The organism is Flavobacterium frigoritolerans (assembly GCF_025847275.1).
GTDB lineage: Bacteria > Bacteroidota > Bacteroidia > Flavobacteriales > Flavobacteriaceae > Flavobacterium > Flavobacterium frigoritolerans.
The window spans coordinates 40,380-66,261 of the sequence record NZ_JAOZEV010000014.1 but is presented as its reverse complement, the minus strand read 5'-3'; the positions used below and the strand labels follow the sequence as shown (position 1 = coordinate 66,261).

Below are 25,882 nucleotides of genomic sequence, written 5' to 3'. Positions count from 1 at the left end.
ACTAATGACTACATAAAAGGGACATTTTTAACGAATAACTATATATAGCTTTTTAAATTTTAATAAAAAAAATGAATTCACAAGATGGAATTGCCTCGTTTCTTGCAAAGAATGCTGAGAACAAAAAAATAATTCTCTTTGATGGAGTTTGTAATTTATGTGATTCGGCGGTACAATTTATTATTAAGAATGATAAAAAAGATGTTTTTCGATTTGCAGCTTTAGAATCTGAAATCGGAAAAGAAATTTGCAAACATATAGGAGTTGATACATCCAAGGTTGATAGTATTATATTTTATGAACCAGGAATAGCTTATTATTATAAATCCGGAGCCGCAATTGCAATTGCCGAAAATCTTGGTGTTTTATGGAGTTGGTTTTCTGTTTTTAAAGTAATTCCTGTTTTTTTGCGAGATCCGCTATATAATTATATTGCCAAGAATAGATATAAATGGTATGGCAAAAAGGAAAGTTGTATGATTCCTACACCTGAATTAAAAGCTAAGTTTTTATAAGAATTTATTTTTGCACGCAGATTTTATTTTATACTAAATTTGGTTGCACGCAATCCTGTCATTTAAAATGAAAAAGAGATTTTAGAAATTGGTTCTGCTAAAAAAGTTTTTTTGAACGCAGATTTTACAGATTTGGCAGATTTTATTTTATACTAAATTTTAATTCAATCTCATTATTTCGAATTTTTCTTTAAAAATAAAAAAATACAACAAGTCTCGATATTTATCGGGATAGCTCCAAAAAATACTACGTTTACTATATAAAAAAAAGCCTCAAATAATTAAATTTGAGGCTTTTTGTGATTGATAAGAATATTAGTTTCTTATCAATTTTCTGTATTTCAGACGTTTTGGAGTCAAATCTCCACCTAAACGTTTCTTTTTGTTTTCTTCGTATTCAGAGAAACCTCCTTCGAAATAATATACTTCTGAGTTTCCTTCGAAAGCCAATATGTGCGTACAAATTCTGTCTAAGAACCATCTGTCGTGAGAAATAACTACTGCACAACCAGCAAAATTATCCAAACCTTCTTCAAGTGCACGAAGTGTATTTACATCCAAATCATTGGTAGGCTCATCTAATAAAAGTACGTTTCCTTCTTCTTTCAATGTCATTGCAAGGTGCAAACGGTTACGCTCACCACCAGATAATGTCGAAACTTTTTTGTTTTGATCGCTTCCGCCAAAGTTGAAACGGCTTAAGTAAGCACGAGAGTTTACCTGACGTCCGCCCATCATGATTAATTCTTGACCATCGCAAAAATTCTCCCAGATTGATTTGTTTGGATCAATATTAGAGTGCGCTTGATCGACATAAGCAATTTTCACAGTTTCACCTATAGCAAATTCACCGCTATCTGGCTTTTCCTCGCCCATAATCATTCTGAAAATAGTCGATTTACCAGCACCGTTTGGTCCGATAACTCCAACAATTCCAGCTTGTGGCAAAGTGAAATTTAAATTATCATACAATAATTTATCTCCAAAAGCTTTAGCTACGTTTTTAGCTTCGATAACATTTGTTCCTAAACGTGGACCGTTCGGGATATAGATTTCTAGATTTTCATCTAGTTGTTTTTGATCTTCGTTTAATAATTTGTCGTAATTCTGTAAACGTGCTTTTTGTTTTGTCTGACGCCCTTTTGCTCCCTGACGAACCCAGTCAAGTTCACGCTCTAAGTTTTTACGACGTTTTGAAGCTACTTTTTCTTCAAGTGCCATTCTGCTTGATTTTTGATCTAACCAAGAAGAATAATTTCCTTTCCAAGGAATACCTTCTCCTCTATCTAACTCTAAAATCCAACCTGCAACATTATCAAGGAAATATCTATCGTGCGTTACAGCAATTACAGTTCCAGCATATTGAGCTAAGTGTTGTTCTAACCATAGTACCGACTCAGCATCTAAGTGGTTGGTAGGCTCATCAAGTAACAATACATCAGGCTGTTGTAACAATAAACGACATAATGCAACACGACGACGCTCTCCTCCTGAAAGGTTTTTGATTGGTGTATCTCCGTCTGGAGTACGTAACGCATCCATTGCAATTTCTAGTTTGGTATCGATTTCCCAAGCTCCCAAAGCATCAATTTTATCTTGCAAAGCAGCTTGACGATCCATCAACTTATCCATTTTATCTGCGTCTTCGTAGTTTTCAGGAAGACCAAATAAGTCGTTGATTTTATTGTATTCTTCAAGAACTGCCATTGTCTCAGCAACTCCTTCACGAACAATTTCAATAACTGTTTTTTCATCATCTAATTGCGGCTCTTGTTCTAGGTATCCTACTGTATAGCCTGGAGCAAAAACTACATCACCTTGGTAATTTTTATCAACACCAGCAATAATCTTCAAAAGTGAAGATTTTCCTGAACCATTTAAACCTAAAATACCAATTTTAGCTCCGTAAAAAAAGCTTAGATAGATATTTTTTAGCACTTGCTTGTCGCTACTTGAGTATGTTTTACTCAGTTTTGACATGGAGAAAATTACTTTCTTATCGTCTGACATTATAAATTTATTTTAAAATTTTATTACTTTTTTATTTAAACTCTTCCTTTTAATGCATTGAAAACCCATGCATTGGCTAAAAATCCTACTCCTGTTGCAGCAAATCCCCAACCTGAAACATCTCTATATCTAAAAATTCCAAGTCCAATTAGGAGAAATCCCATTATAAACATTATAAAAGTCGCCCATCCTAAGATTGTGTTTTTATTCATCCCCATAATCGCGGTATTTTTTTTATATTATATAAGCTTACAAATATCGGTAATTTTAGTGGCTTAATTAAATATTTTGTAGAGCATTTCTTTTAATAAATCAGATTGTGGTAATGCATTGGCTCCCACTCCTTTACTTTTAACATCAATATCACGTAATGCAGATACTACTTGACTTACTTTTCTCATGGGATAATTTTTTATGGCCAAATCGTATTCTTTTAAGAAATAGGGATTTACACCTATAGCTGTTGCTACATTTTTTGGATTTTTATCCTTCAATCCATGGTATTTTAATAATTGTATGAAAAAACCAAAAACTAATCCTGTTGTCATAACTAACGGATAATCTTTGGGGTTATGTGCAAAGTTTTCGGCAATTTTATATGCTTTAATTTGATTGCGTTCTCCGATTGCTTTACGTAGTTCAAACACATTGTAATCTTTACTAAAACCAATGTTTTCCTCAATATGTGTTGGTGTGATTGCGGTACCTTTTGGTAAAATTATTTGCAGTTTTTCAAGTTCGTTATTAATTTTACTTAAATCAGTTCCTAAAAATTCTACCAACATTGCATTGGCTTTGGGTTCGATTGAATACCCTTTACCAGATAAAACTCTCTTGATCCAGTCACCAACCTGATTTTCATATAGCTTTTTACTTTCGTAAACTAGTCCTTTCTGACCTAATAATTTGGTTACTTTTTTACGTTTATCAAGCGTTTTATATTTGTAACAAAATACCAAAACCGTTGTTTCCATTGGATTACTTGCGTAAGTCTCTAGTTTATCTATTGTTCTCGATAAATCCTGTGCTTCTTTTACAATAATAACCTGTCGGTCTGCCATCATTGGATAACGTTTTGCAGCTGAAACAACATCATCTACAGATACATCACGACCGTACAAAACAGTTTGATTGAATCCTTTTTCTTCTTCAGATAGGATGTTTTTTTCTATATATTCGGCTAATTTATCAATGTAATAAGGTTCTTCTCCCATAAGGAAGTAGATAGGCTTGATGTTTCCCGCTTTAATATCATTAACAATTTTTATAACTTCATCCATTTCTTTATTATTTCAAGTTTAATGTTTAAGGCTGTTGTTTCAATATCTTGAAACTTTAAACCCGAAACCTAAAACTATTTTATATTTTTGCTTCATGCAAAAACTAAATTTTCCCTCTTATATATTTCGATTCAAAAATAGCGAAAATAAAGTGTCTATTTTTGATGAAATCAGGAAAAAATTTATCATTCTCACTCCTGAAGAATGGGTTCGTCAGCACGTAGTCCAGTTTTTGATGGTAGAGAAGAAATACCCTAAATCATTGATTAATGTAGAGAAGGTTTTGAAAGTCAATGGGTTGCGAAAACGATATGATATTGTAGTGTATAATCCCGATGGTACTATATACATATTAGTAGAATGCAAAGCGCCTGAAGTAAAGATTTCGCAAGCGACATTTGACCAGATTGCCCGATATAATATGACTATGAATGCGCAGTTTTTGACTGTTACTAACGGATTACATCATTATTTCTGTCAAATGGATTTTGAAAATGAAAAATATGAATTCCTAAGGGAATTACCCAACTATAATTCTGTAAATTAATAAAACGCAATACACTTGAATAAAATAGCAGTTGTCATTTTAAATTGGAATGGAGTAAAATTATTAGAGCAATTTTTGCCTTCGGTAGTGCAGTTTTCACCCGAAGCAATTATATATGTAGCCGACAATGCCTCGACTGATAGTTCTATTGCCTATGTAAAAGAGCATTTTCCTACTGTGAGAATTGTAGTGAATGATGGTAATTATGGATATGCTCAGGGCTACAATGATGCATTGCAATATATTGATGCCGATATATATGCCTTGGTTAACTCTGATATTGAAGTTACTGAAAACTGGTTACAACCTATTTTGGACACTTTCGTAAAAGAACCAAAGACAGCTATTATTCAACCAAAAATTTTAGATTTCAAAAGTAAGGCTTACTTTGAATATGCTGGCGCTGCAGGTGGATTTATTGATAAATATGGATATCCGTTTTGTAGAGGACGCATTTTTGATACTATCGAAAAAGATAATAATCAGTACGATGATAATTGTGAATTGTTTTGGGCTTCTGGGGCGTGTTTCTTTATTAGAAGTACAGTTTATAAAGAATTAAAAGGTTTTGATGAAGGTTTTTTTGCTCATCAGGAAGAAATTGATTTGTGCTGGAGAGCAATTAATCTAGGTCATACTATTAAATATAATTCACAAGCAGTTGTGTATCATGTAGGTGGTGCAACTTTGCAACAAGGAAACCCAAGAAAGACCTTTTTAAATTTTAGAAATTCTCTATTGATGCTTACTAAAAACTTGCCTAAAGAAGGTTTTTATGGCATTCTTTTTGCTAGATTAGTACTTGATGGTATCGCTGGGGTACAATTTTTAACACAAGGAAAGTTTAAACACACTTGGGCAATTGTAAAAGCTCATTTTTCTTTTTATAGCCTTTTTTATAAATACTATAAAACAAGAATTAATTTTCAAACACAAGAATACTATATAGTTAAAAGTATCGTTTTCTTGTACTATGTGAAGAGAATCCGCGTATTTAAAGATATCTTTAACAATAATCAAATTAATAACCCTTAACTTTGTAGACATAAGTCTAATTAAATTTTATTTTTTATGAGAAAAATATTCATCGCTCTAACTGCACTAATGGTACTATCTTCGTGTGTTTCTAAAAAGAAATATGCTGATTTAGAAGCTAAAAACAAAGAAACTCAAGATTTATTAAATTCTTGTACTGTAAAATTAAATTCTTGTTTAGAAGAAAAAGCTGGATTAACTGCTACAGTTGCTTCATTAAAAGATCACAATCAGAATTTGATTAACAGTTCTAAAGACTTAACAATGCTTACTTCTAAAGGAGCTGAAAATTTAGAAAAATCTTTAGAAAGTTTAAAAGAAAAAGATTTAAAGATATCTAGACTTCAAGATGCTTTAACTAAGAAAGACAGTGTTACTCTTGCTTTGGTTACTAGTTTAAAAGGAGCTGTTGGTATTAGTGATCCAGATATCGAAATTAATGTTGAAAAAGGAGTTGTGTTTATTTCTATTGCTGATAAATTATTATTTAAAAGCGGTAGCTATGAAGTAACTGACAAAGCTAAAACAGTTTTGGCTAAAGTTGCAAAAGTAGTTAATGACAAACCAGATTTTGAATGTATGGTTGAAGGTCATACAGACAATGTTCCATACAAGAGTAATGGTATAATATTAGACAACTGGGATTTAAGTGTTAAACGTTCTACATCTATCGTTCGTGTATTAACAAATGATCTTGGTGTTAATCCTGCAAAATTAATTGCTGCTGGTAGAAGTTCTTATATTCCATTAGTTGCAAATGATACACCTGACAACAAAGCGCGTAACAGAAGAACTCGTATTGTTGTAATGCCAAAAATTGATCAATTCTATGATATGATTGAAAAAGAAATGAAAAAACAATCAGGTAAATAATCTGATGATTTCATATTAGAATCCTCCTTTAGGATTAAGATTCTAGAATAAATTAAAACCAGTGAAATCATTTCACTGGTTTTTTTTATGTCTTATATGTTTATTTATAAAAACAGAAAAAGCAGGTCGATTGACCTGCTTTTATGTATCCTTAATCTTTTTTAATAACCAATTAAATACTAATTAAGAATAACATTATCGTGTATATTGTATATGATAATTTATTAATATAGCTCTAATTTAGGTAATTAACTTCAAATATCTTGCCGAAGCCAAGTATTTTTACAGAATATCTAAACTTCCTTTTCCTTCTCTGATTATAATTGGTTCATTTTCGGATAAATCAATTATAGTTGATGCAACGTTATCTCCATAACCCCCATCAATAACCATGTCTACTAAATTTTGCCATTTTTCAAAAATTAGCTCTGGATCGGTTGTGTATTCGATAACATCATCTTCATCACGTATAGATGTAGAAACAATAGGGTTTCCTAACTGACGTACAATTTCTAGTGCTATTGAATTGTCTGGTACACGGATTCCGACTGTTGTTTTCTTTTTAAACTCTTTTGGTAAACTGTTGTTTCCTGGCAGAATAAAAGTATAAGGTCCAGGTAATGCTCTTTTTAATATTTTAAAAGTCGATGTATCAATCTGGCGTACATAATCGGAAATATTACTTAAATCATGACATATAAATGAAAAGTTTGCCTTTTCTAATTTAACTCCCTTTATTTTTGCAATTCGTTCTAATGCGCGTGAATTGGTGATATCGCAACCTAAACCATAAACAGTATCTGTTGGATAAATTACTAAACCTCCATTTTTTAGAACCTTTACTACTTTTGCAATAGCAGCTTCATTTGGTTTATCAGTATATATTTTTATAAATTCTGCCATTTTTATTTTGTTTAAAGTTTAATTTGTTTCATGATTCAAGTTAGCCGACAGCAACTTGAATCATGAAACCTGAAACATTGGTTATCCTATTACATCTAATTTAGCAAATCGTAACAATAATTTTTTAATTCCGCCTACTTCAAATTTTATTTCTGCTTTTTTGTCTGCTCCTACTCCTTCTAGATTTACAACTTCACCTTTTCCAAATCGTTCATGCATTACAATATTTCCAATTGTAAATTTACTATCGAATAAATTTGGCGCACTTGCATTATTTGGATTACTAGATACTGGTTTTAATTTACGGATATTTAAATCCGTTTTTGGTTCATTATTATTAGCTGTTTTAGGAGGTGTGGTTCCAATAGGCTTTGCTAATCGCAATTTAGATTTATCAACGTCACCAAAAATATCGCTATCAATCATTGGTTTATAGCGGTAATTACTTTCAGCGGGTGTTAGATATTCTAAATATTGAGCATCAATTTCTTCTATAAAACGGGATGGTTCACTATCTGTTAATTTTCCCCATCGGTATCGTGACTGTGCATATGTTAAATAAGCTTGATGCTCTGCACGTGTTAAAGCTACGTAAAATAAACGACGTTCTTCTTCTAATTCACTTCTTGTGCTCATACTCATTGCGCTAGGAAACAAATCTTCTTCCATTCCGACAACAAAAACATGAGGAAATTCTAGCCCTTTTGCAAGGTGAATCGTCATTAAGGCAACTCTGTCCTCATCACTAGTATCTTTATCTAAATCGGTTGCAAGTGCTACATCTTCCATGAATTCGGATAATGCACCTCTTGCTCCATCAATTTCTTTCTGACCTTCGGTAAAATCTTTTATACCATTTAGTAATTCTTCAATATTTTGAACTTTTGCCATACCCTCAGGTGTAGCATCTTTTTTAAGTTCTTGTACTAATCCTGTTTTTTTAGCAACATGATCGGTAATATAAAAAGCATCTTGGTTTTGATCAATGACTTGAAAACTCTGTATCATCGTTACAAAATCATTGATTTTTTTCTTTGTCCCTGCATTCAGTTTCAAGTCAATTTTATCAATATTGACCATCACTTCCCAAATCGAACGCTTATAATGATTGGCTGCAATTGTCAATTTTTCAACAGTAGTATCACCAATTCCACGAGCCGGATAATTAATAACACGAACCAATGCTTCCTCATCCTTAGGATTAATTACTAATCTTAAATAGCACAGAACGTCTTTAATTTCCTTACGTTGGTAGAATGATAATCCACCATAAATACGATACGGAATATCACGTTTTCTCAAGGCATCTTCCATTGCACGCGATTGTGCATTGGTACGATACAAAATGGCAAACGAACCATTATGCAATTGGTTTTGCATTTTTTGTTCAAAAATTGTGCTTGCTACAAAACGTCCTTCTTCAGCATCTGTTAAACTTCTGTGCACTTTAATTTTTGCACCAAAATCATTCGCAGTCCAAACTATTTTATCCAGTTTTGTTTTATTATGTTCCATCACGGTATTTGCCGCTTCAACAATATTTTTCGTTGAACGATAATTTTGCTCTAAACGATACATGATTACACCTTCGTAATCTTTCTGGAAATTCAAAATATTATTAATATTCGCTCCACGGAAAGCATAAATACTCTGCGCATCATCACCTACCACACATATATTCTGAAACTTATCTGATAATGCTCTAACAATCAAATACTGAGAATGGTTTGTATCCTGGTACTCATCAACCAAAATATAGCGAAAACGATTTTGATATTTCGCTAAAACTTCTGGATAACGAGTTAATAATTCATTAGTTTTTAATAATAAGTCATCAAAATCCATAGCACCGGCTTTAAAACAACGGTCTACATACTGCTGATAAATTTCTCCTAATCTTGGTCTTTTTGCCATGGCGTCAGCCTCTACCAATTCAGGATTATTAAAATATGCTTTTACCGTAATCAAACTGTTTTTGTAATTGGAAATACGGCCTAAAACTTGCTTTGGTTTATAAACATCACGATCCAGTTGCATTTCTTTTATGATTGAAGAAATCAATCTAGCAGAATCCTGAGAATCGTAAATAGTAAAATTAGATGGATATCCCAAATGATCTGACTCTGCACGAAGAATTCGCGCAAAAATTGAGTGAAAAGTTCCCATCCAAAGGTTTTTTGCCTCCGATGCTCCCACAATATCAGATATCCTGTGTTTCATCTCACGGGCCGCTTTATTTGTAAAAGTAAGCGACAAGATATTGAATGCATCAACACCCTGAGCCATCAAATAAGCTATTCTAATTGTTAAAACACGAGTTTTACCTGAACCTGCCCCAGCAATAATAATCATTGGCCCGTCTTTCTTTAAAACAGGCTGTCTCTGTGCTTCATTGAGCTGGTCAATGTATTTTTGCATGAAATTTTTCTCCATAATTGATGCAAAAATAAGAATTATTGATTGAAATAGCTACTAAGATACTAAGGATCTAAGCGACTAAGATTTTATTTAAATTATACAGCTAAACAAGCTTCTGAGTTGCAAAGGTTCTGAGGTTCTAAGTGTCAAAAAAACTCAGCAACTTAAATTCTTAGCGTCTCGGCATCTTACATCAAGTAGTTTTTCCATCTTATGAAAAATTATATTATACTATTGAACAAAAAGGACCCGATTCTTGAAAGCAAGCCTGACAATTAGCTAAAAAACGGAGAACCCTAGTAACTCAGCTTCTCAATGCCTCTTATTTATAAAACACATCATAAGCAAAACGGATTAAAGTACCGATTACTACAATCAAAAAGAAAACCCTAATAAATCCATTTCCTTTATTTATAGCTAATTTGGCTCCTAGCCAACCTCCTAAAGCATTACTTGCTGCCATTGGTAATGCTATTGACCAAATGATTTTTCCTTTTATAATGAATAAGCAAATTGATCCGAAATTTGTTGCTAAGTTGACCATTTTTGCATTTGCCGAAGCGTGTAAAAAATCAAACCCCATTAAAGCAATAAAAGCTACTACAAAAAAACTGCCTGTTCCTGGACCAATAAACCCATCGTAAAAACCTACGATTACACTAATTAGAACAGCGTATATAATTTGTGTTTTTGCTGAATGGTCTTTGACTACTTGCTGTCCAAAATTCTTTTTTGCATAGGTATAAATAAGTAATAGAGATAAAACAACTAATAACAGTGGTTTCATAAAGTCATTACTTACATAAGTTAATAAAGTAGATCCTAGAAATGCAGATGGTACTGCTAAAAGCATCATAATGATCAGTAACTTCCATTGAATGACCACTTTTTTTAAATACTGATAAGCTGCAAAAGCGGTTCCGCTAAAGGCTGGCAATTTTAATGTTCCAATAACTGTAGATACAGGTAAATTGGGTAATAAAATCAATCCCATTGGCGTTTGGATCAATCCACCACCGCCCACAATGGCATCAATAAATCCTGCTGCAAAGGCAGCTAAACAAAGTAAAATTATGATGTAGTCTTCCAATTATGTGTAGTATTTTATTAAAATTTGAAAGTTGGTAAAATTAACCTTCTTAAGTAAATATTACAATTAAAATGATGCTGAATTACGTTCAAAAAGTATATTTTTGTTTTCTCAAATTTAAAAAATGGATTCAAATAAAATTATAGAAATTATTGCTTATACTTTACCTTCTGTTGTAACTGGTAGTGTAGCTTATTATTTTTTCAAATCTTATCTTACTGACAAACAAAGCACCAGAAGGTGGTTATTGCAAAAAGATGCTCAGAAACAAGCTTTACCATTGCGTTTACAAGCGTATGAGCGTATTACATTGTATCTTGAACGTATTAGTTTAACTAAGTTGTTAATACGTGTTACGCCAACATCTAATGATAAAAATGAGTATGAAAATCTTGTTATTGCACAAATTGAACAAGAATTTGAACATAATCTAACGCAGCAAATATATATGTCTGACGAATGTTGGACTATTGTTACGACTGCTAAAAATGCTACTATCCAAATGATTCGTAAAGCTAGCATGAGTGACCGTGTTGATAGTGCTGATAAACTACGTGAGGTTATCTTAAATGATTTATTTGATAAACAATCACCTAGTAGCGCTGCTTTATCTTATATTAAAAATGAAGTGAGCGAAATGTGGTAAAAAATAATTTAGAAAGGTTGAAAAGCTTTTGACCTTTCTAAATTCAGTATATATTTATTCTAAGATATATTCCTTTTATTCTCCTCCTATTCTTAGTTACTACGCTGTAACTTTTCAACACATTATTACACTATAGTAATGATTTATTTTTTATAACTATTTCAGATCTTATAGATCATCACGATTAAGATTATGTAGTTTCCGTCTTGTTACAAAAAATATTATGTTCGTTTTCTGAACTTAAATCCTCTATAATTATTTATTAAATTGTTTATTTTTAAATAGTTACGATTTTGCGTGTGTATTTCTTATTTTATTCTCTTTTATAATTTGGAAGAGTTTTTTTATGCTCTTTTTTTTCTTCTTCCATGACAGAAATTATCCTATTCATGTCATTTCTCCTTAAACTAGTTAATGATCCTTGTAATTTTATTTCAGAATAACAAACGAAAAGCTAGCAACATTTGTTTCTCCTCTTATTAATAAAAGAATTTACGACAATAAAAACCTACATGTGTTTACATGATACTTAAAAAAGTTATAGTCACGATTTATTTTATACAATAAGTTCATCCAACCAAAAAACAGGGAAGAAAGCCGAAAACCCTAAAAAAAAGTAGGTACCAAATCAACCATTTAAGTTATGTCTAAAATTTTAAACGTAGAAAACGGGGCTGTGTACGAAGGGTACGATAGCCTTGCTGCCTCAGAGTGGTGTACGCCATCATTCTTAGGTTGCAGCATGTGCGTCTCTGCTAGTGCTGTAAAGGGTCAGGTTACAATTACATTAGGATTAAAAACTCCTTTTGGTAATGTGAACAAAAGCTTTAGCTTTAATACAAATACAAGTTTTACTTGGCAGCCTTTTAGTAAATTCAAAATTACAGTGAGCATCGCTAACTTCAATGAAGCAAGCGGTGTTTTTAGTTTTGATTTAGGTTTAAATCCTTGCATTGACGTTCCATTCCTTGGATGGAAATGTTTTAACTACAATCATACATTCTCTGTGCCATTACTATTACATGGTATTGAGAACGAAATTGATGATAGCCAATTTTCAAGTATATTAGCATTACATGCTACAGGTTCTTTAAATGCACCATGTCAGTGTGATGACCATTCGGGTTCTTCAGCACTTAAAGGTGATATCTATAATAATTACCTGAATAATCAGGCAGCTATACCTACTTTGCCTATAAGTCAGTGTATTCCAACTGTATCTTGTACAGGGATACCAGTTATTTGCGCTACTCAACAGGGCGGCTCAAGTCAAACATCTTATACATTATTCTGTAGTCCAACGTCAACACCTTTTTGTCATACTGCTAACGCACCAGCAATACCTACATTGCCAATAAGTCAATGTATACCTACTGCGTCTTGTACAGGAATTACGCCTATTTGCCTAGCACAACAACAAGTTGGTCATAATGCAGCAGCAATACCTACATTGCCTATAAGCCAATGTATTCCAACTGCTTCTTGTACTGGAATAACTCCTATTTGTCTTGCACAACAGCAAGTTGGTCATAATGTAGCAGCATTTCCTACATTGCCTATTAGTCAGTGTGTGCCAACTGTTTCATGTACTGGAATAACTCCTATTTGTCTTGCACAACAGCAAGTTGGTCATAATGCAGCAGCATTTCCTACATTGCCTATTAGTCAGTGTGTACCAACTGTTTCATGTACTGGAATAACTCCTATTTGCCTAGCACAACAGCAAGTTGGTCATAATGCAGCAGCATTTCCTACATTGCCTATTAGTCAGTGTGTGCCAACTGTTTCTTGTACAGGAATAACTCCTATTTGTCTTGCACAACAGCAAAAAGTTGATACAGCAGCGGCTATACCTACATTACCTATAAGCCAGTGTATTCCAACTGTATCTTGTACAGGAATACCTCCTATTTGTTAATATCATTTTTTTTACCGCAGAGCATTTATGTTCTGCGGTTATTTTTTTAATTTTAAATCATAACTTATGCAATTAGCGCCCGAATCTGTATACCAATATCTACATAAGCGACAGCTTATTAATGAAGATGCTGTTGTTAAAGGTCATTTTATGGTGCATCCTGTAAAAACCAGGAATAATATCATGAAAATTTTAGTTCAGCCGGAAAATTCTCTGTTTGTGAAGCAAATGGGCAATGATAAGGTTGCTAATAGTTTATTTCAAAGAGAAATTAGCGCATATAATTTCTTTAAAAACAACATCGAATTTGCATCAATAGCTGCTATTGTTCCAAAACTGTTAGATCATGATGATGAAAATAACATAATGGTTACGGAGCTTTTATATAATGCCAAAAACTTACATGAGTATTATATGCTCACAAAAAACTTTGACTTAAATCTTGCTCGCGAGCAAGCCACAATATTATCGACATGTCATATTGTTCCAGATACAAAAACAGATACTTCTGCTTTTCCTAAAACATTACCTTGGGTATTGCAATTGGATAAATTCAAAGCCAATGAATTTTTTGTTAATAATGAAGCCAGTGCAAACATTATTGATCTTATCAAACAAAATCAAGTCTTGCAGAATGCATTAATTAATTTGGCGGTATCCTGGCAATATACCCATTTTATTCATGGAGATATTAAATGGATTAATTTTTTAACTACAGAAGACTGCGATGGAATAAAACAAAAACTTATCGATTGGGAATTAGCAGATATTGGAGATCCAATGTGGGACGTGGCTGGTTTGATGCAATCTTATATTACAGTATGGCTTTTGGGTTTTGATAATAATGATCCTAAAAATTATAAGTTACCTGATTATATGCAGCCCTATGATATTAAAAACACTCAATCATCTGCACGGACATTTCTTTATAAATATATGGAGTTACAGGGATATCCAGAGTCATATTACAGCTCCTTTTTAATTAGAATTATGCAATTTACAGCGGCTAGAATTATCCAGACAAGTGTAGAAGGTATAACATATAATACTAAAATAGAAGCTAATAATATGCGTTGTATCCAGCTTGCTTTTAATATTATGAAGGATCCTGAGTCTCTATTATATGAATTGTTTAATATTAAAGTATATGAATATGTTTGAGGATAAAACTATTATTAAAGAACTTACTCGACTTGTAAGTCAGTTGCATATCTCTGACTTGCAAATAACTTTCAGAGAAAAACAATATGCAATTACTCAAGACAATGCAATGTCATATCTTATTGGTATATTATATTCTGAATGTTATGCTTTAAAAGAATCCTATCAGTCAGGTCAGGACAACAGAGAAAATAAATTTATTGGAAATGATATTAATAATGATACTGTTTTTATAGAAAAGCTATCGCAAAATAACAATAGTAAAGACAGAATTGAGCAAGGCTGGGTTGTTAAATATATTGCCCCGAATGGATATGCTGAAGTTATAAAACAAACCGAAATACGAGTAGTTTCTGTTTCTTCATTAATAGGTATTTCGTCACCATCTGCAATAGAGTTGGGGCAAACTGTTGCTGTATTATTTCCAAAAGAAGACAAACAAAGACAGCCTACATTTTATTATGTTTTTAGTAACCAGCCAATAAATGCTTCTCAAAATTTTACCAGAATTTATTGGAACTGCATCAGTGAGGGAGCGCCTATACTTATTAATATCCTTACTGAAAAATTAAATTATTACAATATCTCTTTTATTTTTAAATGCCTTAATCATCCTGATTTCTACTCTCGTAGAGATGCAGCTGTGCTTTATATTGAAGACTCTATAATGCCGATAATAAAAATGTTATTACCTAGCATAAATGATGAAATGAAAGATTATTTACAGGAAGATGTTCCTCTTTTTACTTATCGATATGCTAAAGGTATTGGTATAGCCGAAAGCCCAAATGCACATGAAAGTTTTGGAATGAACAGAGTAACAATAATAGCTGAAACCTTATTTCGTACTTCACAAAAGAAACTCGCTGCGAATATTGTTGTTAATGAAATTGCTACCTCTTTTATGAAAAGAGGAATAGATCCTAAAAAAACTTTTCTTAATAAAGGATCAAAAATACTATTCAATTAAAAGTGATAATTATGAATCAGATAAATAAAAATAATTTCCTTGAAACCGCATGGAATATTGGAAGTGATTTAATGAAAACCAGTATATGGCATGATAAATCCTGTACATGGCAAGGGTATTCATTTGAGCCCTTAGATGGTACTTATCAGCCTGTTATCAAAACCTTTGGTCCAGATGTTTACTCCGGTACTTCTGGGATTGCTTTATTTTTAACTGCTTTATATACAGAGAGAAAAGATCCTATTTTATTAAAAACGATAGAAGGTAGCATTGAGCAAGTTAGAACTACTATGTATGATGCAATTAATCATGGCTTTTATGCAGGAAAACCCGGTATAGCTACGGCATTAATAAGAATTGGAAAAGTACTAAATAGAGAAGACTGGATAAAGGATGGAATCGATTTACTTGATAGTATTCCTTCTAATTCACTTCAGTCTTATGAAATTGATATTATAAGTGGAGCGGCCGGAACAATTCCAGTTTTATTAGATGTTCATCTAAACTTTAAAAAGCCTGAGTTTCTTGATAAAGCAGTTGCTTTAGGTTATTTATTATGCAATACAGCAATTAAAAATAATAACGTTTGGTCTTGGGCAACAGTTCCATCGCAAAAAAATCTGACAGGCTTTTCACATGGTTCATCTGGAATAGCTTTGGCTTTGTTACAATTGTATCAGGCGACAGGGAATTCTGTATTTTTAGAAGGTGCAGAAGGTGGTTTTAATTATGAACGTCAGTCTTTTGATGTATCGCAACAAAACTGGCCAGATTTTAGAGATGATGTTTCAAATTCAACTGTAAATGTATGTGGTTTAGCATGGTGCCATGGCGCACCGGGTATTACAATATCAAGATTAAAAGCAAATCAATTACATCCGAATACAGTTTTTATAAACGAGATGAATATTGCTCTTACAACTACTACCAATTCTATTTATCATAGTTTGATGGAAAATCTGAGTAATACTAATTATTCAATTTGCCACGGTATAGCTGGAAATGCAGATATTATTCTTGATTGTGGGGGAATTGAATACCAGAAACTTGCAGAGGCTGTGGGTGATGCAGGTATTAGCAAATATCAGGATAATAATATTCAGTGGTCAACCGGATTAAGCACAGGACAGTATACTCCTGGACTTATGATGGGTATTGCAGGAACAGGCTATTTTTATTTGCGTTTGCTTAATAAAAATAAACATAAGAGTTTGTTAATGCCACAACTCGGACTTTCTTAGTAATTTGATTTAAAAGATCAAAAAAATCAATTGTTTTTTGATCTTTTAAATTACATCTGTATAATTATATCGAAATTAAAAATTACCTGTTATCACTCATAATCTCAGACTTATTCTGAGCATACTCATATCCTTCTTCCCACCATTTTTTCATTTCTTCTTTATTAAAAATTAATGCGTTGTTGGTTAGTTTTGTTGGGGTATAAAACAAGTTTAGTTTTACATTTTTATTTTTTGCTATTAGTTTTCCAATTGCGATATCATGTTTCTCAACCTGATCTAATGCTATTCGGAATAAATCTATCATTAATGAAAATGGATTTTTGCCAATAGCATTTTTGGTTATATTTACTTCTGTTTCAAGGATGACGACATCTATTTCGGTTGCTCCACGTTGTATAGCTTCACGAATTGGAACCAAGCTAGAGAATCCTCCATCGCCATATTCGGAGTTATTTTTGGTAACTAAACTCATAAACGGAATGTAATTACTAGATATCCAAATCCAATCGCAAAACTCGTCATAGCTACAATCTTTTATTGATTTGTATTCTGCTTCATTTCTTGATAAATTTGTGACCGTTACAACAACATCGGTTTTAAGTTTTTTTAACTGATTAAACTCAGATATAGAAAAATGGTCTTTGATGTATTTTTGCAATCCTTTGCTTTCTCCAAATGTTCTTTTTCCTTTAAAAAATTGACGGATTACATTAAAGTGATTTATGGTAACAATATCAATTCCGCCCTTTTCTTTTACTACAAATGGACTAATATTAAATATTTTCCCCATGTTTACATTGGTATAAATACCATGAATTTTATGAATGTTTCCAAGAGCCAAATGCGGGATTAGTAAGCTTCCGGTTGAAGTGCCTAGAAATAAATCATATTGACATTTTTTTATTTCTAATAAATATTGTGCAACTCCTCCAGCAAAAGCTCCTTTGCTTCCTCCTCCTGAAATAACCAATGCTCTCATAAATGTATTGTAGTTTTTTTATCTGAAAGGAAATAGATAAAAAGAAGCTAGAAGCAAAAAACAGACTAAATCTATTCTCTATTCTTCTGTTATCTTAACTTTATTCTCTAAATTCTATCATCTTAATGCTATTCTCTTACTTCTTGACTCTATTAAATCAATTCTCTACTTACTCTTTTAACAAACGTTCTAATTGAAACTGTTCATTCGATGACAAATTAGGCAAAATTCTTTCAAATGAACTACGCATTTCACTATTTTTTAAGAGTACTCGAATATTTTCTCTTCCAAATTTAGAAAATTGCCACATATGATGGGTCGTTGCATTAACCAGATTTGTTAATACTACATCATTTGTTAATCGAAAATTGATTAATTTTTCTAAAGCGTTTTGACGTGTGGTAGCCTCATATTTAGGGGATGAATATTCTATTAATTCATTTACTAGTATTTCTGGTTCTGAAGTGTAATTTGCGGTTGATAATGCCAATGAAAGCCATAATGTTCTTAGATTATAATCGTTAAAGCCAATCCAGTTTTTTGATTTATCTAGATATTCATTGCGATGAGACGGAAAATTATTCCATAAATAAAATAATGCTATTTCTTGTGTTTGATAGGATTTGTCATCCAGCAATGTTTCATATTGAGTTCTAAAGTCTTCAGGGATTTTATATAGAGTAGCAGCTACTTCTTGACGGACTTGTAAATTATTTGTGTTTAAAGCCAATGTAAGCAATTGCTTTTTAGCATCATATTTCTCATTTTTTAGTTGGTTTACAATTGCTTTTTTAACTGTAAAATAAACATCTGATTGTAAAACTTTCGATAAAAACTCTTCTTTGTCTGCAATTGTTTTTTTATTGAATTTGTCAACCTCTAAACGTATTTGTATGGCTTTGTTTTTATTTAGTAATTCGTTGGCTTGCTGAGTATTAAAATTAGTTGTTTCAAGCCATACTTTAGAAAATTCTTTTAAGTTATAATTAGATAGTTTTCTTATTTCTTCAAAAAAATCATCTGTATTTACTGTTTTATAAGCATACTTCTTCAAGTAGTTTTTAATTACTTTTTTAAAAGTTTTATCACCTAATGCATCGTGTAAAACAAATAAAGCCCAAGCTCCTTTTTCATAAAAAGTAAGTGAACTTGCTTTAGCATTTAAAACCGGTATTGTATCGGTTCTGGATGCAAATTTTAGTTGCTGTGCTGTTTCGTATAATTTGGAATAAAAATAGTCTTCACCATAAATTTCTTTTTCGGCAAGTAAAGCATAATAGGTTGCAAAACCTTCTTGTAGCCAATGATGAGTACTGCTTTCGGCAGTAATTAGGTTTCCAAACCAGTGGTGCGCTAGTTCGTGTGCATTAATATTAGTGTATTTTCTATCTTCAAAGCCTGTAGAATCGACAACATATCTGGTAGAGAATAAAGTAGCAGTTGTGTTTTCCATGCCGGCATATAGAAAGTCGCGGGCTGGAGCTTGTCTGTATGTTTCCCAAGGATACTTTACTCCTATTTCTTTTTCCAGAAAATCAAAAATTTCTTTAGAGTAACGATAGGTTGGTTCAAAACGAGAAACGTCATTATTTTCGATATAATATTCTAAAGGGATTCGGGATTTTGATTTCAATGTCTTTTCTTCATATTTTCCTATAGCAAGTACTAATAAATAGGAGCTCATAGGATTTTGCATGCGGTATTGCCAAACAAAAGAATTTCCATTCTCTAGTTTGTTCTTCAGGATACCATTTGAAATAACTTTAAAGTTTTTGTCGAAGGTAATATCCATATTAAAAATTACTTTTTCATTAACATCATCAAAGCTTGGAAACCAGTTGCTGGTATATCTTCCTTGACCCTGTGTCCAGATTTCAGTATCCTCTTTATTTTCTGCATTTATAAAATACAAAGCTTGTTTAGGCTGAACTGTATAGCTAAAAGTAAGTATGTTTTTTCCTTTTTGAAATGGAAAAATTAATTGTAATTGTTTATTTGTATTTGTATAAATTATTTCATTACCATTTATTTTCACATCAGTAAACGTCATGTTTTGCGCATCAATTTTAATGGTATCAGTGGGTTGAAGAACCTCAAAATCATATTTCACATTTCCAGATACTGTTTTATTTGTTGTATTGATGTTAATTTCTCCTAAAACGGTTTTAAAATCAACATATTGAGTTTGTTGTGCAAAACTGAAAAAGGTAAAGAAAAAAAGAATGTATTTCATATTGATGTATTTGTATTGGAGATATTGATAGAATCTGAATTCCAATTTTTAGGATTATTGGTTATATAAGAATCTGTTTTTTTCGAATGAATTGTAATTACGAACAATGTGATCGTGATAATTTGATTGCCGAATTGATGTTCTAGAGACGAGCGTTTTTTGTGTGGCGCAGTGCGTCTTCGCAATGTTTGTCTCTGTGTTGTTTGATGTGCTGAATGTAGACGCACTGCGGTACGTCTCTACAGTTTGCGCATTTACATATTGCGTGTCAGTAGATTGTATATCTGCGGTTTGGATATCATTGTTTTGAATTTCAATTAATAAATGAATATGATTTGGCATTATAATCCAATTATGAAAAATCCAGTTATCCCTGATTTTAATAGATTCAATAATTTTTCCATTATCGTTTAGAATCATCAAATCAGAATCTATTGAATCAAAAATATTTTCTCTATTATAAGTAGCTAATGTAATAAAATAGATCCCTTAACTGGAATAGTCCCAATTTTGTAATCTATTTGACTGTATTTTGTATTTATTTTTAAATAACAACATAAATTAACTTCTGTTGATTCCAAAGTTACAAAGGTTTAATGAACTAATCGAAGTAAATTTGTAAGTTTACTTTTTGAAAATACTTAAACAATTCTATTGAAAAAGATCGCCTTATTTAATTGGAGCAGTGGCAAAGATTCTGCATTAGCATTATATAAAATACAACAAGCAAAAGAATTCGAAATCAGTTGTTTGCTTACAAGTGTAAATCAACAATTTCAGCGCATTTCGATGCATGGTGTTCGTGTAGAGTTATTAGAACAACAAGCAAAAAGTATAGGATTGCCTTTAGAAATCATGCAAATTCCAGAAATGCCAACCATGGAAGTGTATGAAGAAGTAATGACTAAAACATTAGCTAAGCTGAAAGGACAAGGCGTTAAATATTCTATTTTTGGAGATATTTTCCTAGAAGATTTGCGTAAATATCGTGAGGACAAATTAGTTGATATAGGTTTTGAGGCAGTATTTCCATTATGGAAAATTCCAACTAAAGATCTAATTCAGGAATTTATTTCTTTGGGGTTCAAAACGATTGTAGTTTGTGTAAATGAGCGTTTTCTTGATAAGAGCTTTGTTGGTCGTGTAATTGATCAGGATTTTATAAATGATTTACCAGATAATGTAGATGTTTGTGGAGAAAACGGTGAATTTCATACTTTTACTTTTGATGGACCTATTTTTTCTGAACCAGTTAAATTTGAAATAGGAGAAATTGTACATCGAAAATATGAAAAACCAAAAACAGAATCCACTAACACAGCCTGCGATTCGAATGGAGATGATGCTTTTGATTATGGATTTTGGTATTGCGATTTGATTTAAACTAAAAACATAATTTGTAAATTTAATTTTAAAACTTATTCCTATGCATGTAAAAGAAAAAAGCTTAGAAGTAGAAAAGATTATATTTTTCTTGGATGAAATAGGAATTAAAGTTATTGAAAAAGAATTAGATGAAACTTTCTTGCCGGGATTATCTTTAGGAGCAAGTTGTGTTTATATTGACTATAAAAAAATGTTATATCCAGGGGATATTCTACATGAAGCGGGACATTTGGCGGTTACTCCTACTGCTAATAGAAAATTAATAGAAACTGATGAAATAGCTACTGATTGGCCAACTGAAGGCGAAGAAATTGCAGCAATCCTTTGGTCTTTTGCAGCAGCAAAACACTTAGAATTGCCTTTAGAGCTTGTATTTCATTCTAATGGATATAAAAATGATTCAGAGTGGCTAATATCCAATTTTAATGATAAAGTTTATATTGGTTTACCTTTTCTTGAATGGGCTGGATTGGCTTTAGGGGAAGAACGAGCAGCAAAAGAAGGAAAAGAAGCATTTCCTAAAATGATAAAATGGATAAGAGAATAAATTATGGATAAATTAGTACGCTCTATAAAGTTTCCAATTGTATTTGATTCAGAAAAACTACAAAATGATCTAAAAAAGATTATAAACGAAAATTGGATTGATCATTACAATACAGATTGTTACTCAGGAAAATGGAATTCGATTGCTTTAATGTCTCAAAACGGTAAATCGGATGCTATTTATGCTTCACCTACTAATAATGAAAAACTAGTTGCTACCGAAATTTTAAATTCCTGTACCTATTTTAAAGAAATATTAGATGGTTTTTTATTTGAGAAAACAGCTGTGCGATTGTTACAGTTGGCTGTAGGTGCTGAAGTTAAGCCGCATAGTGATAATTGTTTGGGATATGAAGATGATTCTTTTCGATTGCATATTCCGATAATTACAAATAGCGATGTTGAATTTATTCTGGATGGTACTCGCTTGATTATGAATGAAGGTGAATGTTGGTATATAGATGCTAATTTTACACATTCGGTTGCCAATAGAGGAACACAAGATCGTATTCATCTTGTTATCGACGGTGTTAGAAACGAATGGACTGATGCTATGTTTTATAAAGAAGCTCCTCAAGAACAATTTGTAAAACCAATTCCTGTGATGAGTGATGAGCAAAAACAGCTTGTAATTAGTGAATTACGCCGAATGAATACACCAATGGCAGATGAAATGATTAAAAATCTAGAGCAATAAAGGCTGATTTAATTATTTAAAAACTGCTGGGTGCGTAATGCATAAAATTTCATCTAAACACATAAGAACATAGATTTTATGTGTAAAATAGAACTCAAAAGAAGATAAAAAGAAAATATTTCTTTCATATAGTTAGCTATGTACATTTAAATTAAGTGAAACACCTTTTTTAAAAGTACAAAAATCTATGTTGCTATATGTTAAAATTAATTACACCATTGTGGTGTTGAAAAGTAAACATAAGTGAATATGTCTAATTTAAGAAAATATGGAATACTAGTTACCTTAATTGTTATTGCATTTTTATTTCAAAGTTGCTTGGTAAGCAGATGTAAAAGACCACAAATTATGGGCTATATTTATGATGAAAGTACTAATACACCTATTGTAAATTGTAAGGTAGGAGAAAGTTTAACTAATGCAATGGGTTACTTTAATTTAAAAGAAATGAGGTATTCTCAATTTACTTTTGTGGGATATGAAGCTCCTCCACTACATGTTAATGAAGTTATTTATAAAGATGGTTACGAAAAGAAATCTATTGATTTACATAATCCTTTTGGTGGCGGAATGAGAAAAGGCGCTGTTCATAATGCGGATACTATTTATTTGAAGAAAACAGCAATTCCAGTTCTTAATTGATGTATTAAGTTGAAATATCAACCCAAGTTACAAGTTGCCATTTCCCATCTTTTTTCTCAAAAAAATAATCTATAAAAATTCCATTATCGATTCCGCGTTGTTGAATAACTGCTTTGTCTTTTTTTAGAATTAGTTGTTGTTTATATCCTCTTTCTTCAGGTTTTTTATCCAAGTCAATAGATGTGTATTTCTCTTTAGGAATTATGTAATCAACTAGTTCTAAGTCATCATTATTGATTTTTACTTTCAATGGAAAATTAACTCTACTTATTTGAAATACAGCATCATGATTAAATAACCTAAAGAAATGATTGAAGTCTTCTTGGTTGGTTTTATCACTTGCGTCTTCAGGTTCTTTTTCATCGTTTGTAAGAATGCTTTCTGTTTCGTCTTTTAAAATAATGCTATTTTGAGGCGCTATTTCTTTTTTACAACTTACAGCAAGTAATAGTAAAATTACAAAAGATGATCTTAGAATTATTTTCATGCCTCTTGCCTTTCTTCGTATATTTTTAATAATTGCGTTACAGTATTCCAGTTTCTGATAGTTGCTGTTACATTTAATTTTTTCTCGATATACTTTTGATCAAATCTAGTTTTTCCAGCCCCAACAGCATATTTAATGAATATTCTATTGCCATCAATACTAGCTTCGTCAGGCTTAAATTGACTAATTTTTAAATCATTGATACTTTCGCTTCGCAATGCTATCGATACAAAAGCCACATATAATTTTTTAATGTCTGCGTCTTTTTCTTTTAAATAGGGATTGTTTTTAAAAGAAGCTTCTAAATCTTCTTTGCTAATAACAACAATTGGTACTTCGTGTCCAAAAACTTTAAATATTTCCTGTTTGATTAAAAAACCAACTTTTGATGCATTGTCTTCATCAGTATCGACAAAAACATTTCCTGACTGAATGTAAGTTTGTACATTTTGAAAACCTATATTTTCTAAAGTAGTTTTTAAAGCTTCCATTTTTATCATGTTGTGTCCAGAAACATTGATACCACGAAGTAATGCGAGATGAGTTGTCATTTGTTTTAATTTATTGTTCAAAGATAAAGATTCAATTATAATTAAAACCTAGAGTGATTTAAAAATAGTTGCCAATTACTAATAAGTTTCGATAATAAATTTCAATAAAAATTGAACGAATTTTTGTTGAAGTTTTTCTTTTGCCTCAGTAAATGATAGATTCTTATTTTATCAAGATATCAGTAGCTTTTCTAAAACTATTTAGAATCCTAAAAGCTACTGATATTATGTTTTTTATTTTGCTCGTTCAATCGTTTCAAAATTTAAATCCATTGCAGCATTATTATTAAGTATTGCTCCCAAATATTTTGGAGTTATTTTACCATTATCATCTTTATTGTACATGAAAAACTGCCCAAAATTGTCTCCATTTAAATCTGTAAATTTCTTTACTTTGTACTCTTTAGAATCGAATGCATCGGCATTAGAAGAAAGTTTATCCCATTCTGCTTTAGAAAAACTCATAGGAATCATTTCTTTACTACGAATAACATACATCGTATCAGCATCAATTCGTATTAGTTTCACCAATGCACCTTGCAACTGGCTATTTTCTTGAGACCATGTTGATTTGTAAATATCTCCAGATTGCGGATTAGTAATTAATGCAGCATACTCCTCAGACTTTTTCTCAATTGATTTGTTATTAATCTTATTATATCCTAATGCAATTAAAACGATTAATGGCAATACAATACAAAATGACCATGGGTATAATAACTGCCATAAGGTTCTTTTGTAATTATTTCTAATCTGCTTAATCTCAGCTTCTATATTGGCTGAGTATTTTTTCTTTGCAAATACAGATACATCAGGGTTTTTTAAAACTTCACCGCAATTGGTACAAACTACTCCTGTTTTCCTTCCCATTCCAAAGAAAGGGATAACCAAAGTGGTATAACGCATATACAATGTTAATTCGATACATTCATTTTTATTACATACTGGACAGATTTCTTCAGAAATAATTTTTGAAGTTAAAGGCTTTGTTACAATTTCGTAAACGTAAATCATTTTGTTAATTAGTTTAGGGGGTTATTAAATAGCAAATAATTGCTTAATCTTAGTTATTTGTATTCTTTGTCTTAATCTATCATTTGAAAAATGTTTCTTTTTAATTCCGTAAGATCACAATTCAAAAGCCTTGCATTTATCCATAATAAGACATTACCATTTTCGTTGCAGTAAGTTTCTACTTTTTTGCGGTACTTTTTATTTTGAATTTTATTTATATAAATATCTGGTTGATGAACAATTATATTTAATATAGTGTCGTATTGTTCCTTTGTTTCAACACATCTTGTTATGTCTTCCCAATTTACTACTCCAATTTCAATGAAGTATTTTCCGTAAAAAATAATTCCTTTATGATTAAGCGTTATTTGTATTTCATTATTATCAAATAAGCGCACTTCTCTTATTGTATAAAAGAGCATTCCAATAATCATAAAAGGAGATAAAAACAGTACCTCTGGATGAAAACTTTGACCGTCATAAAACTGTTTTGTATTATGCCATAACATCCAAACTGCAATTAATAAGAGCGATAGAAATAAAATAAAACGGATTATAATTGTTTTTTTATTTAGGTAAATGTGGTAAGGAAGCCTTTGCATAATTTTTATTTCAGCAGTAATTTTATATTATAATTCTTCATCTCAAATAATGTTGAGAGAAGAATTTATTATTGAATTAATTAGCTCTTCCTCTAGAGTTTTTCAAAAATAAGTATTTTCTTTCGTATAAAAAAC

26 protein-coding genes are annotated in these 25,882 nt (G+C 31.5%); 13 read left to right on the top strand and 13 right to left on the bottom strand.

All coding sequences use genetic code 11. The annotated features are described in order from the left end of the window. Window positions 1-71: 71 nt before the first annotated feature. Window positions 72-515 (top strand): thiol-disulfide oxidoreductase DCC family protein, encoded by a 444-nt coding sequence (locus OIU80_RS16100; RefSeq protein WP_264288009.1) that lies wholly within the window; start codon window positions 72-74, stop codon window positions 513-515. A gap of 315 nt (window positions 516-830) precedes the next feature. Here OIU80_RS16100 and ettA read toward each other — a convergent pair whose 3' ends face one another. The 3 genes from ettA to holA are packed head-to-tail and all read right to left on the bottom strand — an operon-like array spanning window position 831 to window position 3,805. Continuing rightward, window positions 831-2,525, bottom strand: coding sequence for an energy-dependent translational throttle protein EttA (ettA, locus tag OIU80_RS16095; RefSeq protein ID WP_264288008.1), 1,695 nt, complete (start codon window positions 2,523-2,525; stop codon window positions 831-833). 35 nt (window positions 2,526-2,560) lie between these two features. Beyond that, entirely contained in the window at window positions 2,561-2,743 is a 183-nt protein-coding gene (locus OIU80_RS16090) for a CAL67264 family membrane protein (protein ID WP_129538482.1), read from the bottom strand. Between the two features lie 57 nt (window positions 2,744-2,800). Beyond that, window positions 2,801-3,805, bottom strand: coding sequence for a DNA polymerase III subunit delta (holA, locus tag OIU80_RS16085; protein WP_264288007.1), 1,005 nt, complete (start codon window positions 3,803-3,805; stop codon window positions 2,801-2,803). 94 nt (window positions 3,806-3,899) lie between these two features. Here holA and OIU80_RS16080 point away from each other — a divergent pair, with 94 nt between their 5' ends. The 3 genes from OIU80_RS16080 to OIU80_RS16070 are packed head-to-tail and all read left to right on the top strand — an operon-like array spanning window position 3,900 to window position 6,260. Then, window positions 3,900-4,352 carry a type I restriction enzyme HsdR N-terminal domain-containing protein gene (locus OIU80_RS16080; protein ID WP_264288006.1) on the top strand — a complete coding sequence of 151 codons (453 nt, stop codon included), beginning with the start codon at window positions 3,900-3,902 and terminating at the stop codon, window positions 4,350-4,352. A 15-nt stretch (window positions 4,353-4,367) separates the two neighbouring features. After that, window positions 4,368-5,387 (top strand): glycosyltransferase family 2 protein, encoded by a 1,020-nt coding sequence (locus OIU80_RS16075; protein ID WP_264288005.1) that lies wholly within the window; start codon window positions 4,368-4,370, stop codon window positions 5,385-5,387. 36 nt (window positions 5,388-5,423) lie between these two features. Further along, entirely contained in the window at window positions 5,424-6,260 is an 837-nt protein-coding gene (locus OIU80_RS16070) for an OmpA/MotB family protein (RefSeq protein ID WP_264288004.1), read from the top strand. Between the two features lie 282 nt (window positions 6,261-6,542). Here the strand turns inward: OIU80_RS16070 and OIU80_RS16065 are convergent, their stop codons facing one another. From OIU80_RS16065 to OIU80_RS16055, 3 genes are all read right to left on the bottom strand, one after another. Next, window positions 6,543-7,163 (bottom strand): L-threonylcarbamoyladenylate synthase, encoded by a 621-nt coding sequence (locus OIU80_RS16065; RefSeq protein ID WP_264288003.1) that lies wholly within the window; start codon window positions 7,161-7,163, stop codon window positions 6,543-6,545. Between the two features lie 81 nt (window positions 7,164-7,244). After that, window positions 7,245-9,581, bottom strand: coding sequence for an ATP-dependent helicase (locus tag OIU80_RS16060; protein WP_264288002.1), 2,337 nt, complete (start codon window positions 9,579-9,581; stop codon window positions 7,245-7,247). Window positions 9,582-9,903: 322 nt separating this feature from the next. Continuing rightward, window positions 9,904-10,671, bottom strand: a complete 768-nt coding sequence (locus OIU80_RS16055; RefSeq protein ID WP_264288001.1) for a sulfite exporter TauE/SafE family protein — start codon at window positions 10,669-10,671, stop codon at window positions 9,904-9,906. A gap of 124 nt (window positions 10,672-10,795) precedes the next feature. On the opposite strand from OIU80_RS16055, the gene OIU80_RS16050 reads away from it, so the two are divergent. From OIU80_RS16050 to OIU80_RS16030, 5 genes are all read left to right on the top strand, one after another. Beyond that, a complete protein-coding gene (locus OIU80_RS16050; RefSeq protein WP_264288000.1) occupies window positions 10,796-11,317 on the top strand; it encodes a DUF7935 family protein in 522 nt (173 codons plus the stop codon). A 643-nt stretch (window positions 11,318-11,960) separates the two neighbouring features. Further along, window positions 11,961-13,235, top strand: coding sequence for a hypothetical protein (locus OIU80_RS16045; protein WP_264287999.1), 1,275 nt, complete (start codon window positions 11,961-11,963; stop codon window positions 13,233-13,235). 66 nt (window positions 13,236-13,301) lie between these two features. After that, window positions 13,302-14,396, top strand: a complete 1,095-nt coding sequence (locus OIU80_RS16040) for a phosphotransferase family protein (protein WP_264287998.1) — start codon at window positions 13,302-13,304, stop codon at window positions 14,394-14,396. Continuing rightward, window positions 14,383-15,366, top strand: coding sequence for a T3SS effector HopA1 family protein (locus tag OIU80_RS16035; protein WP_264287997.1), 984 nt, complete (start codon window positions 14,383-14,385; stop codon window positions 15,364-15,366). The genes OIU80_RS16040 and OIU80_RS16035 overlap by 14 nt, the downstream gene beginning before the upstream one ends. Window positions 15,367-15,377: 11 nt before the next feature. Next, window positions 15,378-16,607 carry a lanthionine synthetase LanC family protein gene (locus OIU80_RS16030; protein WP_264287996.1) on the top strand — a complete coding sequence of 410 codons (1,230 nt, stop codon included), beginning with the start codon at window positions 15,378-15,380 and terminating at the stop codon, window positions 16,605-16,607. An 82-nt stretch (window positions 16,608-16,689) separates the two neighbouring features. Here the strand turns inward: OIU80_RS16030 and OIU80_RS16025 are convergent, their stop codons facing one another. From OIU80_RS16025 to OIU80_RS16015, 3 genes are all read right to left on the bottom strand, one after another. Then, the gene (locus tag OIU80_RS16025) at window positions 16,690-17,589 is read right to left on the bottom strand and encodes a patatin-like phospholipase family protein (protein WP_264287995.1); all 900 of its coding nucleotides are present in this window, start codon (window positions 17,587-17,589) and stop codon (window positions 16,690-16,692) included. Window positions 17,590-17,758: 169 nt separating this feature from the next. Further along, window positions 17,759-19,822, bottom strand: coding sequence for a M1 family metallopeptidase (locus OIU80_RS16020; protein ID WP_264287994.1), 2,064 nt, complete (start codon window positions 19,820-19,822; stop codon window positions 17,759-17,761). A 54-nt stretch (window positions 19,823-19,876) separates the two neighbouring features. Beyond that, window positions 19,877-20,242 carry a transposase gene (locus tag OIU80_RS16015; protein ID WP_264287993.1) on the bottom strand — a complete coding sequence of 122 codons (366 nt, stop codon included), beginning with the start codon at window positions 20,240-20,242 and terminating at the stop codon, window positions 19,877-19,879. A gap of 234 nt (window positions 20,243-20,476) precedes the next feature. Between OIU80_RS16015 and OIU80_RS16010 the strand changes: the two genes are divergently transcribed. The 4 genes from OIU80_RS16010 to OIU80_RS15995 all read left to right on the top strand — a co-directional run bounded on the left by OIU80_RS16010 (window position 20,477) and on the right by OIU80_RS15995 (window position 23,093). Beyond that, entirely contained in the window at window positions 20,477-21,205 is a 729-nt protein-coding gene (locus OIU80_RS16010) for a Dph6-related ATP pyrophosphatase (protein ID WP_264287992.1), read from the top strand. A gap of 43 nt (window positions 21,206-21,248) precedes the next feature. Next, a complete protein-coding gene (locus OIU80_RS16005) occupies window positions 21,249-21,755 on the top strand; it encodes a hypothetical protein (RefSeq protein ID WP_264287991.1) in 507 nt (168 codons plus the stop codon). A gap of 3 nt (window positions 21,756-21,758) precedes the next feature. Next, the gene (locus OIU80_RS16000; RefSeq protein ID WP_264287990.1) at window positions 21,759-22,451 is read left to right on the top strand and encodes an aspartyl/asparaginyl beta-hydroxylase domain-containing protein; all 693 of its coding nucleotides are present in this window, start codon (window positions 21,759-21,761) and stop codon (window positions 22,449-22,451) included. A gap of 249 nt (window positions 22,452-22,700) precedes the next feature. Then, complete coding sequence (locus OIU80_RS15995) at window positions 22,701-23,093, top strand: hypothetical protein (RefSeq protein ID WP_264287989.1); 393 nt, start codon at window positions 22,701-22,703, stop codon at window positions 23,091-23,093. Between the two features lie 4 nt (window positions 23,094-23,097). On the opposite strand, the gene OIU80_RS15990 is transcribed toward OIU80_RS15995, so the two are convergent. From OIU80_RS15990 to OIU80_RS15975, 4 genes are all read right to left on the bottom strand, one after another. Next, window positions 23,098-23,580 carry a DUF4348 domain-containing protein gene (locus OIU80_RS15990; protein ID WP_264287988.1) on the bottom strand — a complete coding sequence of 161 codons (483 nt, stop codon included), beginning with the start codon at window positions 23,578-23,580 and terminating at the stop codon, window positions 23,098-23,100. Continuing rightward, window positions 23,577-24,131: a DUF1697 domain-containing protein gene (locus OIU80_RS15985; protein WP_264287987.1), complete on the bottom strand. Its 555-nt coding sequence runs from the start codon at window positions 24,129-24,131 to the stop codon at window positions 23,577-23,579. Before OIU80_RS15985 ends, OIU80_RS15990 begins: the two co-directional genes overlap by 4 nt. 234 nt (window positions 24,132-24,365) lie before the next feature. Then, window positions 24,366-25,145 (bottom strand): hypothetical protein, encoded by a 780-nt coding sequence (locus OIU80_RS15980; protein WP_264287986.1) that lies wholly within the window; start codon window positions 25,143-25,145, stop codon window positions 24,366-24,368. A 71-nt stretch (window positions 25,146-25,216) separates the two neighbouring features. Further along, window positions 25,217-25,747, bottom strand: a complete 531-nt coding sequence (locus tag OIU80_RS15975; protein ID WP_264287985.1) for an STM3941 family protein — start codon at window positions 25,745-25,747, stop codon at window positions 25,217-25,219. Between the last annotated feature and the right edge of the window lie 135 nt (window positions 25,748-25,882).